Below are 13,959 nucleotides of genomic sequence, written 5' to 3'. Positions count from 1 at the left end.
AGGGCATCAGCCTTATAAAGATAGAGAGATAAGAAGGGGAGGATCGCAGATGGTTAAAATACTCAGGTATTTTCCATCTGCTTTTTTGTTTTAAAGGGCTCCTGATCAGCCGGTTCCCAGACACCGGATTCACCGATACTTTTTGCCTTTCTACCTATTCTCTCTTTCCCCACCTTTAAAACCAGGCTACCTTTGCTTCAGGAAATCAATCCAAATATATCAACCGGAAAAACAAGAAATTAAAAAAGATAACAATGAAAAAACTATTAATGATGATCATCGGAGTATTAGCTTTCAGTAACATTCAGGCACAGGGAACTATGAAAGATCCGGTAAGCTTTAAATTAAAAAATGGAATAGAGGTGGTCGTAGCCGAAAACAGTGGAATGGGTAAAGTCTTTGCCTCCGTTAAAATCGAAGGAGCGGCAATAGACACCAATGCTGCGGTATCCAATGCTTTAACAAACCTGTTGCAGGAAACAACGATCAACAAAAAAAATGTTGCTTTTGCCAACAGTAAAAAAGAGGTGGCACCAAAAGTAAGTGTTACTGCTGATGAAGCGAACGTTGCTGCGGATGCTGAAGATTTTGAAACTGCATTTTTGGTGATGTCATCTGCTTTACAGGAACCGGTAATGGATCAGGGAACTTTAGATAAAGTAAAGGAAAACCAGGCGATCTCTTTAGAGGAATTGAAAGCATATTATAACAAACAGATTAACCCGTCAAGAACTTACATTACCATTGCCGGCGACATTACTGTTGCGCAGGCAAAAGCATTGGCTAAGAAAGCATTTGGCGACTGGAAAGAAAATACCGGAACTGCGCTTACTAAATAAGACAGCCGCAATAAAGAAACGGAGATAGGTGAGGAGGATTACAGATGGTTTAAATACTCAGGTATTTTGCCATCTGTTTTTTTGTTTACAGCAGATGGTGTTTTGCAGAAGATGATAAAACAATGATGGGTTTAGTTCTTAAAATTGATTTATCTTTATGGAAAATTATTTTAACAGTCATTCGATGTACGGAGATCATGTTAACCTCCTTCCGATTCCGGGAGAGGCCCTATTCCTTCCCGGATTCTTTACTGAGGAAGAAAGCGATGAGTATTTTGAGGAGTTATTGTCCGGTGTTTCCTGGAAACAGGAGCCGATCACGATCTTTGGCAAGACTGTTCTTCAGCCCAGATTTACGGCATTTTATGGAGATGCAGGAGTGAGCTACAGCTATTCAGGGATTACCATGAACGCTTCGCCATGGACTGCCGCTTTGGAAAAGATCAAAGCTAAGATTGAACAAAAGTACAGCGCAAAGTTTAATGCCTGTCTGCTCAATTATTACCGTGATGGGACAGACAGTATGGGATGGCATAGGGATAATGAAAAGAATCTGGGGAAATACCCTTTGATTGCTTCTGTAAGCCTGGGTGCACACCGGATTTTTCAGTTCCGACGCTATGTGGAAAAGATTCCCATTATTTCTGTCGACCTGAGCCATGGCAGCGTACTGATCATGAAAGGAGAGACACAGCATTATTGGGAACACCGTTTACCAAAAACGGTGAAAGTTTCGGAGCCCAGGATCAACCTGACCTTTAGATTAATTCACTAAATAAATCTTTAGATGGATTCATTAAATTGAGGATATCAGGCAGATAAAGCGGTTTTGGACCAGATGATGTTTGTTGTATTTACGTCAGAATTGTTCAAAGACTTTTTAAAATATAATTTACCCATTACTTTTGTTAACGGTGTTAATAAAAATTCATAGGACATGGGAATTGCAGAACGTAAAATAAGACAAAGAGAAGAGTTTAGAGCAAGCATTCTTGAAGCCGCCTGGCAGCAGGTCCTTTCTGATGGCTGGCAATCCTTATCCATCCGCAAGATTGCAGATGCGATAGAGTACAGCATTCCGGTAATTTATAACCATTTTGAAAATAAGGAAGCCATCCTGCTGGAATTTACCAAAGAAGGATTTCAAAAGTTAGCAGATACCCTTCAGGAGGTGAAAGACCAGCATACCGTTCCCGCGAAGCAATTGGAAGCGATGGCTTACGCTTACTGGGATTTTGCTTTTGATCACAATGAATATTATCAATTGATGTTCGGTCTGGGGATTCCGGCCTGTGACCGTGTGAAACAGGTTACAGAAATGATTACGGCTACCGGAATCATGATCTCCACGATCAAGGAAGCCATTGCACAAAGCAATCATCCGGAGACAGATTATTTCCTTAAATACCATACTTACTTATCAATTCTGCATGGTCTGGTTTCTATTCAGATGATTGAAAAAGAGGGAAGGCCCGATCCTTCCAAGAAAATGATCCTTCAGGATGCCATCTCGGGATTTATCATATCCATAACCAGTAAATAATTCTTAGATTTAACATACGCCACGTATATTATTTTTTTCAACTAAACAATCTATCTCAATGAAGAAACTATTCAACACTAATTTCAACCACGAAGGCATACATTTTATGCTGCTTGTCCTGCGCGTTTCTATTGCTGTTTTCATGTTGTTCCATGGTTATCAGAAACTACAAATGTTAACAGGCGGAGGACCGATCCAATTTGGAGATCCGATCGGGGTAGGCGAACCTGCTTCTCTTGCCCTGGCAGTTTTTGCAGAGTTTTTATGTTCAATTCTGGTCCTGATCGGATTGGGTACAAGACTGGCCGTGATTCCTTTGATCGTGACGATGTTGGTGGCCATTCTGATCATTCATGGTCCTGATGGTTTCGATAAAAAAGAAATGGCATTACATTATCTGATCGTTTATATTTTCCTTTTTGTTTCCGGAAGCGGAAAATATAGCGTGGATCAGATCATCAGCAATAACCTGAGTAAACGCAGACGCTAAGCGGCTTTGCTATTTGCTATAAATACGCTTAACCTGATACATCTATCGGGTTAAGCGTTTTTTTTTAGTATAATTGCCGGGGACCTAACCAATCCTTCAGGATGATTACCTATGCCTAAACAACTATTTGTAACCTTAGTATTTGTATTATTATTTAATACGGTATCTGGTCAGTTTTCTTTTGATCACTTGTCGGTTACAAACGGCTTGTCTCAAAGTACAGTTTTAGCCATTTGTAAAGACAGCAGGGGGTATATGTGGTTTGGAACCCGCGACTGCCTCAACCGTTATGACGGTAAAACGGTTAAAATTTATAAAACCGATGAAGCTGACCCGGCGTCTATCAGTGCTGAAGATTATATCTATGCAATTGCTGAGGATAAACAGCAGAATTTATGGATAGGGACGCAGAACGGACTCAACAGGTATATTCCGGAAACAGACAAGTTTGAACGAATTGTTTTTAAACCTGCTGATCAACACAGCATCAGCGATAAAATTGTGCTGTCCATCCATTCCGGAAGGAAGGGAAAAGTCCTTTTTGGTACTTATAACGGCTTAAGCATACTCGAAAATCCTGAATCCAGAAAATTCAAAAGGTATTTTAAAAAAGATGGGCTTGCCGGAAACTCTGTTTACACCGTTTTTGAAGATAGCCAATCCAATATCTGGGTAGGAACAACAGAAGGTTTAACCAGAATGACCCCTAAAAATGGTCAGTATGTTTTCAGCTCATTTGTCCATCATCCATCGAAAGCAGGCAGCATCAGCGCCAATTCGATAAAAACAATTGCGGAAGATGCTAAGGGCAGGATCTGGGTGGGTACAGAGGCCGAAGGACTCAACCTTTTTGTTCCGGCTTCAGGTTCATTTATCCGGTTTCAACACCAGCCTCTCCGCAATGATGGGATCAGCAATGACATCATTCGTAAAGTGATGCCTGCCAAAGACGGTAATTTATGGGTCGCCACCATGAACGGCCTGAACATTCTGGATCCCGTAACTTTACGTTTCAGGATATTTAAGCATGATTCGGAAAACCGTAAAAGCTTAAGTGACAATTCGATTAAAGATATCTATGAGGACAATTATGGTTCCGTATGGATAGGAACGATGTTTGGCGGAGTCAATGTAGCCCATCAGAATACTGTTCCTTTTACCGTTTATAAGTATAGTAAATACCGGAACAGCATCAGCAGTGATATCATTAGTGTGATTGCTGCGGATGAGCAGAAGAACCTCTGGATTGGTACGGAAGGACAGGGATTGAACTATTTCAATACCAGGACCAATGAGTTTAAAAAGTACCTGAATGATCCTTCAGATCCTGGGAGTTTAAGTTCCAATACGATTAAAGCGATTTATAAAGATAAAAAGGGGCAGATCTGGATCGGTTTATTTCAGGGTGGACTGGAATTGTTCAATCCCGCCACGGGGAAGTTTAAACATTACCGCCATGACCCGAATAATCCGGCCAGTTTAAGCTATGGCTATGTGAGCAGCATTTCCGAAGACCATAATGGCCGCCTATGGGTGGGAACTTCTTCCAGAGGATTGAATTTGTTCGATCCTGAAAAGCAAAGCTTTTCTGTGTTGACGGATTTACCTGCTCCGGGTTTAAGGCTCAGCAGCAGCTATATCCGTTTCTCTTTTTCCGACCGCAGGAAGAATTTTTGGGTGGGGACTCCAAAGGGACTCAATCTTTTAACTCTGGGAGCTAAACAGTTTAAGGTTTTTCTGAAAAGTACAGCGCATAAAGACAGTCTGCAATCCAATCAGATCAGCTGCATTCAGGAAGATAAGCAGGGGAATATCTGGGTCGGGACACATCATGGAGGACTGAGCCTGTATCACCCAAAAACGCAATCTTTTACCACTTATACGAAACAGCATGGCCTGGCCAGCGATAACATCATTGGCATTCTGGAAGACAATGAAGGAAGCTTATGGTTGAGTACAGACAGAGGCCTGAGTAAATTTGACCTGAAGCAGCGTTCTTTCAAAAATTACAACATTACAGATGGATTGCCTGCAAATGAGTTCAATGCAAACTCTGCTTATAAAGACGAAAACGGAAAACTTTATTTTGGCAGTTACAACGGTCTGGTATCTTTCATTCCAAGAGAAATCAAGGAGAATGAACACATTCCAAAGGTGGCCTTTTCTGGTTTAAAACTCTTCAATAAACCGGTATTGGTGGATGGACCTGATCGGTTGTTAAGGCAAGACATCAGCTTCTCTAAAGAGATCACTTTCTCTGCAGATCAGGACATCTTCAGCATTGATTTTGTGGCTTTAAATTATATTCAGCCGGAACGAAATAAGTATGCTTACAAACTGGATGGCTTTGAAAAGGACTGGAATTATGTAACGATTCCTACAGCTACCTATACAAACCTGCCTGCAGGGAAGTATAAATTGCTGGTCAAAGGAAGTAACAATGATGGGGTCTGGAATGAAAATCCTACGGTATTGGACATTAGGGTCCTCCCACCTTTATGGCGCACCTGGTGGGCCTATTTGCTGTATGTTGTGGCAGGATGCACTTTGCTTTACCTGATTTTCCGTTTCTTCCGCAGGCAGGAACGTCTCGAATCTGAACTTTATTATGAGCACCTGAACAATGAGCGGCAGCAAGAGCTTTACCAGATGAAGCTGGATTTTTTTACGAGGATATCCCACGAAATCCGCACTCCGCTAAGCCTGATCTTTGCCCCATTGGAAAAACTGATCAGCCTTAGTAAAGAAAATGAGCTGATCAGTGCTCCGCTATCCGGGATTAAGAAAAACACGGATCGTTTATTACGCCTGATTACGGAATTGCTGGATTTTAGAAAAATAGAAACGGGAAATGTGAAACTTCGTATTGCTGAAAATGAACTGATTGGCTTTTGTCGCCAGATTTACAGCAGTTATGAAGGCCTGGCAGAACTTAAAAGTATAAAATATAGTTTTGAAGCTCCGGAAGAGGAGGTCTTGCTTTTTTTTGATCCCGCACAACTGGAGAAAGTTTGCTATAACATCCTTTCCAATGCATTTAAATATACCCCTGACGGAGGGGAGATTGTCTTTGCTGTGAGGAAAGAAAAAGATCATATTGAGCTGATGATCAGGGATAATGGTATTGGAATTCCGGAAGATTTGCTGGATAAGATATTTGGCAATTTTTATCAGGTGAAATCCGGAAAGACAAACACGGAGGGCTGGGGCATAGGTTTGGCTCTGGTAAAGCATATTGTAGACTTACATCATGGTGGGATTTCTGTTTCCAGTGTGCTGGCTACGCCCGGAGAAAGAGGAAACACAAGCCTGACTGTTACCTTGCCGCTGGGTTCTTCACATTTTAATGATGAAGACCTTGCCGCAGCATCAGACCTGCTTGTTTTTTCTGAGCCAACTCCTGAAATTGATGCAGTAAACGCTCAGGGAGAAAAAGAAGCGCTTGCAGCAGATAAAAAATTTACCATACTTGTTGTGGAAGACAATGACGAATTGAGAGGTTTTATCCTTCAGTCTTTACAACATACCTACCATTTGCTGGAGAGTGCAGATGGATTGGAGGGCTGGAATGTAGCAGTGGAGCAGGTTCCTGATCTGATCATCAGTGATGTGACCATGCCTGGAATGAATGGACTGGAATTGTGTTCGAAATTAAAACAGGAAGAGCGGACCAATCATATTCCCGTGATTATGCTCACAGCAATGGCTTCGCATTTGCATCAGGTAGGCGGACTGGAGGCAGGGGCAGATATTTACATCACCAAACCTTTCAGTATACAGGTGCTGGAACTGAGCATCCGGAACCTGTTGCAGGGAAGGGACCGTCTCAGACAGAAATATGTAAGGCAGGTAATGCTCATGCCGGGAAGAATAGAAATTGCTTCCCCTGATGAGAAATTCCTGGACAAGCTGATGGGGCTGGTAGAATCCAAAATGGAGGATCCTGAATTTAATGTAGGCAGTCTGGTAGAGGACATTGGGATGAGTCAGACAGTTTTGTATAAAAAGATTAAGGCATTGACCGGTTTGTCGATTACCGATTTTATTAAATCTCAGCGATTGAAAAGAGCAGCCCAGCTTTTATCGGAACATCAACTGAACATTTCAGAAGTCGCTTATGCAGTCGGTTTTAACGACAGAAAGTATTTTAGCAAGGAGTTTCGCAAACAGTTCCATGTTGCCCCTTCCGAATATGTGAAGAAAACAGATTAGTCCCCCCTTTTTAACCGATTTCTCTCCTTTAATCAGCCAATTAAACTGAATATTTGATTTCTGTATGAAGATAGGTATGAAACAAAATCAATTGATGATCATGATGTCTGTCGCTTTGCTGCTTAGGTTTTCAGCATGCGCCATGGCCCAGCAGGATGCTGTACTCCGGAAAAAGAACCCGGGTTTTTCAAAACCCAATGTGATTGTAATCGTTAGCGATGATGCAGGCTATGCCGATTTTGGTTGTTATGGAGGAAGCCAGATTCCTACGCCAAATATAGATGCAATAGCCGGAAAGGGGACACGTTTTACGGATGCTTATGTTTCTGCTTCGGTCTGTGCCCCTTCACGTGCGGGTATACTAACCGGACGTTATCAGCAACGATTCGGTTTTGAACACAATACCTCCACTAAAGTTGCCAAAGGGTATCAGGTAAGCGATGTGGGAATGGATCCTGCAGAGCGGACGATAGGAAATGAGATGCAGGATAATGGCTATAGAACAATTGCCATTGGAAAATGGCATCAGGGAGAAGAAAAAAAACATTTCCCTTTAAAAAGGGGCTTTGATGAGTTCTATGGTTTCACAGGAGGTCACCGGGATTTTTTCGCCTATAAAGGTAAACGCAACCAGGAAACGGCTTTGTATGACAACATGGACATCGTCCCGGAAACGAAAATCACTTACCTCACCGATATGTTTACCGATAAAGCGAGCGCTTTTATTGAGAAAAATAAAAACAATCCTTTTTTCATGTACCTCTCTTACAATGCCGTTCACACCCCAATGAATGCAAGAAAAGATCTGATGGATCGTTTTGCCGGAATACCGGATAGCGGCAGGAGGGCTTATGCGGCAATGATGACTTCACTGGATGATGGCGTAGGACGGGTGCTTAAAACAATCAAAGACAATGGACTGGAAGACAATACCCTCGTCATCTTTATCAACGACAATGGTGGAGCAACAGGAAATTCATCAGATAACGGAGCACTGAGAGGAATGAAAGGTTCCAAATGGGAAGGTGGGATTCGGGTAGCCATGATGATGAAATGGCCTGGACACATCCCGGTAAACAAGACCTATAGCCAACCTGTAATTTCTCTGGACATCCTTCCCACAGCAGTTGCTGCAGGTAAAGGCCGGCAAAAAGGAACAAAAAAACTGGATGGGCTAAACCTGCTGCCCTATTTATCACCAGGCAATAAGAACATTCCGCATGAGGCACTGTACTGGAGAAGGGGAGTTGCTGCTGCGGTCAGGTCAGGAAATTGGAAACTGATCCGTGTGAAGGAAAATGTCCTGCTTTTTGACTTGAGTAAAGACCTTTCAGAGCAACATAACCTGTCGGAAAAACACCCTGAAAAAGTAAAAAACTTATCAGCCTTGCTTTCCCGTTGGGAGAAAGGGCTCGACCAACCCCATTGGTACAGCACCTATGGCGATGAAAATCAAATAAAAAAACACCGCATGGAAGTAAAAGGCCGTGAAATGGAAAGACTTTACCCATAATATAAATCCTAACCAAATGAAGAAATTATTCTCCTGTTGCAGCTTGTTCTTATTATTGCTGATACCAGGTTTTACTAAAGCACAAACAGACCAGCCTTACGATACCATTATGAACAGGATCAGGCTGGACCTGGTCAAACCACTTCGCCAGTTGGATGGGCCTGCAACCAGGAATTTTAAGGCTTTACAAGCCGATGGAAGCTGGGCTGCCGTCAATTATAAAGACACTTCGATAACCAACTGGATGCCAAATGATCACCTGCTGAAATTGCAGAGCCTGATCCAGGCCTACATTACAAAAGGAAGCAGGTACTATGGAGATGAACAGGTGTTCAAAGGGATTTCCAATGCTTTCAGTTATTGGTATGGTGCTGATCCGAAAAGCAGCAATTGGTGGCACAATGAGATTGCTACTCCCCAGGCACTGGGTGAGTTACTGATCCAGATGCGCTTTGGAAAACAGCAGTTGGCAAAGGCGCTGGAAGCAGCACTGATGGAACGCATGAAACGTGGTGATCCTGAAAAGAAGACCGGGGCCAATAAAACGGATATTGCATTGCATTATTTTTACCGGGCATTGCTCACTAAAGACCAATCCCTGATGGCTTTGTCGACCAGGGAATTATTTGACCCCATCCGGTTTGTCCATTATAAGGAAGGTTTGCAGTATGATTATTCCTACCTGCAACATGGGCCTCAGCTTCAGATTTCCAGCTATGGCGCAGTATTTATTACAGGTGTGCTTAAATTGGCCGGATATGTAAGGAATACTCCTTATGCATTGAATGAGGATAAGCTTCAGCTATTTTCAAAATACTATAGGGACAGTTATTTAAAAACCATTCGCGGGAGTTATATCGATTTTAATGTGGAGGGGCGTGGCGTCAGCAGACCGGATATACTAAATAAACATGGGGAGAGCAGCAGGCTGAGGGTAGCAAAAACGATTGATCCTGAACATGGGGAAGAATGGGATCAGGCGATTGCAAGAACAGATAGCACTGTTGGCCCGGGTGTTCATATCCAGCCTTTACACCACCAGTTCTGGAATGGAGATTATACCCTTCATTTGCGTCCCGCTTATTCTTTTAATGTCAGAATGGTCAGCAACCGTACCAAAAGAAGTGAGGCTGGAAACGGGGAGAACCTATTGGGCAGGACGCTTGCCGACGGGGCGACGAACATTCAGGTCCGTGGACCGGAATATTACAACATTATGCCGGTATGGGAATGGGATAAAATTCCTGGAGTTACCAGCAGAGACTATCCTGCAGACCGGTTGATGACTAAATTCTGGGGAGAGGAGGGAAGTAATGCCTTTGCAGGAGGTGTATCTGATAAAGTATATGGAGCCAGCGCCTATGCCTTGGATTACGACAGTTTATCGGCAAAAAAGTCGTGGTTTTTCTTTGATGATGAGGTGGTATGCCTTGGTGCAGGAATCAATAGCCTGGCTGCAGAACCAATTACGACAAGCCTGAACCAAAGCTGGTTGAATGGATCGGTACAACGTTCATCGGATCGTAATCGGATAACTGCCGGGAAAAGCTTCAATTTAAAGGAGAAAAGTCAGGATTGGATCTGGCATGATGGCATTGCCTATGTTTTTCCTGAAGGAGGGAACCTTAGCCTGAGCACCAATCTGCAACAGGGAAACTGGTTTCATATCAACAATTCGCATCCTAAGAAAGAATTGTTTGGAAATGTGTTTAAGCTTTGGATCAATCATGGAATTAAACCCCGGAATGACAAATATGCTTACATCGTATTGCCAGGGATAAAAGCCGAAGATATGGAACAGTATGATGTCGCCCGTGTTCAGGTGATCGCCAATACAGAAACATTACAGGGCGTGTACCATAAGCAATTGGGTATTGCCCAGGCTGTATTTTATCAGGCGGGAAGTTTTAACTTTCCTGGCTTCTCGGTAAAAACAGACAAGGCCTGTATCCTTATGGTTAGAAATGTGGAAGGGAAACAGCGTGTTTATGTGGCCGATCCCTTACAGAAAGAAAAGACCGTAGTGTTGACGCTTACCGATTTAAAAACAGGAAGGGTAAGTCGTATTGAAGTTGCGCTTCCTCAGCAAGAACTTGCAGGTTCTACTGTAATGGCCGTTTTTAACTGATTATTACCCTTATAAAAATTAATTAGTACCCCTTATTTCGGATTATTGATATGCAAATTTGATATCAATAATCCATGGGAGGGTTATTGAGAACCAAATCTAAACTTACTGAGTATGAAAAAAATGTACCTTTTTATGATGTGCATGATGTGTGCCTGTGTGGCTTTTGCGCAGGACATGCGGCGGGTAGAAGGCATCGTCACAGACCGTGCAGACGGACTTCCCCTAATTGGGGTAAGCGTGATGGTCAAAGGAAACAAAGGAGGAGCCACCACCAATAAAGATGGAAAGTATGCAATCCAGGTTCCTGTAAAAGGAAACACCACCCTGGTTTTTACCTATATCGGATATGAGCAAAGAGAAATCAGTGTGGGGGATAAAGGAATCCTGAACCTGACCTTGGGGGAAGACAGTAAAGTACTGAACGATGTGGTGGTGATCGGTTATGGATCTGTCAACAAAAAGGACCTTACCGGAGCAGTTGGCAGTGTGAACATGAAAGACCTTCAGAAAGCCCCCGTGAAATCTTTTGATGAAGCTTTGGCCGGACGCGTAGCGGGTGTGCAAGTGGCTTCAAACGATGGGCAGCCGGGTTCTTCATTTAACATTGTGATCCGTGGCCAGAACTCAATTACACAAGACAATTCACCTTTATATGTAGTGGATGGTTTCCCGATAGAAACCGCCAATAACAATGCGATCAACCCGGCAGATATCGAATCTATTGAGGTTTTGAAAGATGCTTCAGCAACGGCGATATATGGAGCAAGAGGGGCCAACGGTGTAATCCTGATCACCACTAAAAGCGGAAAGATCGGTGCTCCTGTGATCGCTTATACCGGTACCGTAGGTTTTCAGCAAAACGTTAAAAAGATGGACCTGATGGATCCCTATGAGTTTGTGAGGCTTCAGGAAGAAATCGACCCTGTAAATACCCCTCTTCTGTATTATGTGGATGGCAAAACCCTTGATTCTTACAGGGGGCTGAAAGGAACAGACTGGCAGAATCAGATTTACAGAACAGCACCTTCACAAGAACATAACCTTTCCCTGACAGGTGGAACGGATAAAACGAAATATGTGATTTCAGGATCGGTGATGGATCAGGATGGTATCATTATCAATTCGGGATTCTCCCGTTACCAGGGCAGAATGTCCCTGACACAGGAATTGAATGCGAAATTAAAAGTTTTCGGAAGTTTCGATTACAGCAATATCAAGACGAGTGGTACGATACCAAATGCGGGCACAAACTCTGCAACGAATGGCTTGTTGTACAGCGTATGGGGATATCGGCCAACCTCCGGAGCTGGTGGCGGAGACCTGGAGGATATTCTTTTTGATCCGGGGGTAGATGGTTCCAATGACTACCGTGTGAACCCGGTGATCTCCACTAAAAATGAACTGAGGAATGCCACTACCAATAATTTGCGGGCCAATGCTTATGCGCAATATGCCTTTACGAAGAACCTGACTTTAAAAGTTTCCGGTGGCATCAGCAATAACCTGCGCAGAAACGACGTGTTTTATAATAGTCAGACTTATTATGGCGGCCCCAGAAGTTTAACAGGAGTGAATGGCTCGATCATTTATAATCAAAACAGCAGCTGGTTGAATGAGAACATTTTGACCTTTGCAAAGCGTTTCAACAAAACACATAACCTGAATGTTTTAGGAGGCATCACGTTACAAGGCGATCGTTTCTCCAGATATGGAATGTCTGCGACTCAGGTACCCAACGAAACCCTGGGGCTGGACGGATTGGATGAAGGAATACCACAACCGGTAATTGCAGTAAGTTCAAATAGTAAATTGCTTTCTTTTCTGGGTAGGGTAACCTACGATTACGCGTCAAAATATTATTTGAGTGCTTCTTTCCGGGCAGACGGTTCTTCCAAATTTATGGCGGGAAACAGATGGAGCTATTTTCCTTCCGGCTCATTGGCCTGGAGAATGAGTAATGAAGATTTTATGAAAAAGCTGACTTTCGTGAATGATGCGAAACTAAGGGTTGGATATGGGGTAACCGGAAACAACAGGGTCGGTGATTTCTCTTACCTTTCGATATTGGGTTTGCCGATCGGAGCCTCTTATGGATTTAACAATACCATTAACCCGGGAGCAGTTCCACTGGCCTTTGGAAATCCGGATCTGAAGTGGGAGAGTACTTCCCAGGCAGATATCGGTTATGACCTGAGCATGTTTAAAGACCGGATCGGACTAACGGTGGATGTTTACCGTAAAACAACCTATGATTTGTTACTGGATGCTGATCTTCCATATACCACAGGTTATGTGAGTGCTTTTAAAAATATCGGAGAGGTGAGAAACCAGGGTTTGGAGTTCACACTGAATACCAGGAATATCGATCATAAGGACTTTAAGTGGTCGAGTAGTTTTAACATCAGTTTTAACCGTTCGAAAGTACTGGCCCTGAGTGAAAGGCAGGATTTCAGAACCACTTCCCTGGCCTGGGAAAATTCTTATAATGGTATTCCATTATACATTGCAAAGGTAGGTCAGCCTATCGGACAATTTTATGGGTATCAGTTTGATGGGATCTATCAGTTCAGTGATTTTAATGAAGGCAGTCCGGGAGTATATACCTTAAAAGACAATGTCCCAAACAACGGGAATGTGAGAAGTACGATCAAACCGGGTGATGTAAAATATAAAGATCTTGATGGAAACAATGTGGTAGATACCAAAGACCAGACGGTAATTGGAAGGGGGCAGCCCTTACATGTTGGTGGGTTAACCAATAACTTCAGTTATAAAAATTTTGACCTGAGTATCTTTCTGCAATGGTCTTATGGAAATGACATCTATAATGCGAACAGAATGTTGTTTGAAGGCAATATGCTGGACAAGACCAACCTGAACCAGTTTGCGAACTATGCTGACCGGTGGACACCGGAAAATCCAAGTAATACTTTACACAGAGTGAAAGGCCAGGGACCAAGGGTTTACTCTTCCCGCGTCATCGAAGATGGCTCTTTTCTAAGAATAAAGACCGTTTCATTGGGCTATAATTTTGGTCAGGAGGTGTTGAAGCGGCTTAACTTGAAAAGCCTGAGGGTTGCTGCATCAGGTCAGAACCTGTATACTTTCAGCAATTACTCAGGAATGGATCCGGAGGTTTCTGTAAGAAATTCTGCGCTGACACCAGGCTTTGATTACTCTGCCTATCCTAGAGCAAGAACAATTGTGTTCAGTATCAATACCTCATTTTAA

At 43.0% G+C, this 13,959-nt stretch carries 8 protein-coding genes; all 8 read left to right on the top strand.

The window, feature by feature from the left end; translation table 11 throughout:
* Window positions 1-254: 254 nt before the first annotated feature.
* The 8 genes from BUC20_RS22470 to BUC20_RS22435 all read left to right on the top strand — a co-directional run bounded on the left by BUC20_RS22470 (window position 255) and on the right by BUC20_RS22435 (window position 13,959).
* Complete coding sequence (locus BUC20_RS22470) at window positions 255-839, top strand: insulinase family protein (protein WP_073233319.1); 585 nt, start codon at window positions 255-257, stop codon at window positions 837-839.
* 157 nt (window positions 840-996) lie between these two features.
* Entirely contained in the window at window positions 997-1,614 is a 618-nt protein-coding gene (locus tag BUC20_RS22465; protein WP_073233317.1) for an alpha-ketoglutarate-dependent dioxygenase AlkB family protein, read from the top strand.
* 162 nt (window positions 1,615-1,776) lie between these two features.
* Complete coding sequence (locus tag BUC20_RS22460) at window positions 1,777-2,382, top strand: TetR/AcrR family transcriptional regulator (protein WP_073233315.1); 606 nt, start codon at window positions 1,777-1,779, stop codon at window positions 2,380-2,382.
* Window positions 2,383-2,440: 58 nt separating this feature from the next.
* Window positions 2,441-2,872, top strand: coding sequence for a DoxX family protein (locus BUC20_RS22455; RefSeq protein WP_073233313.1), 432 nt, complete (start codon window positions 2,441-2,443; stop codon window positions 2,870-2,872).
* Window positions 2,873-2,983: 111 nt separating this feature from the next.
* Window positions 2,984-7,084 (top strand): hybrid sensor histidine kinase/response regulator transcription factor, encoded by a 4,101-nt coding sequence (locus BUC20_RS22450; protein WP_073233311.1) that lies wholly within the window; start codon window positions 2,984-2,986, stop codon window positions 7,082-7,084.
* A 76-nt stretch (window positions 7,085-7,160) separates the two neighbouring features.
* Entirely contained in the window at window positions 7,161-8,597 is a 1,437-nt protein-coding gene (locus tag BUC20_RS22445; RefSeq protein ID WP_073233309.1) for a sulfatase, read from the top strand.
* A gap of 16 nt (window positions 8,598-8,613) precedes the next feature.
* On the top strand, window positions 8,614-10,725 hold the full coding sequence (cslA, locus tag BUC20_RS22440; protein WP_073233307.1) for a chondroitinase-AC: 2,112 nt from the start codon (window positions 8,614-8,616) through the stop codon (window positions 10,723-10,725).
* A 114-nt stretch (window positions 10,726-10,839) separates the two neighbouring features.
* Window positions 10,840-13,959, top strand: coding sequence for a SusC/RagA family TonB-linked outer membrane protein (locus BUC20_RS22435; RefSeq protein WP_073233305.1), 3,120 nt, complete (start codon window positions 10,840-10,842; stop codon window positions 13,957-13,959).

The organism is Pedobacter caeni, assembly GCF_900129215.1.
GTDB lineage: Bacteria > Bacteroidota > Bacteroidia > Sphingobacteriales > Sphingobacteriaceae > Pedobacter > Pedobacter caeni.
This window is presented reverse-complemented; position numbering and strand designations above follow the sequence as displayed.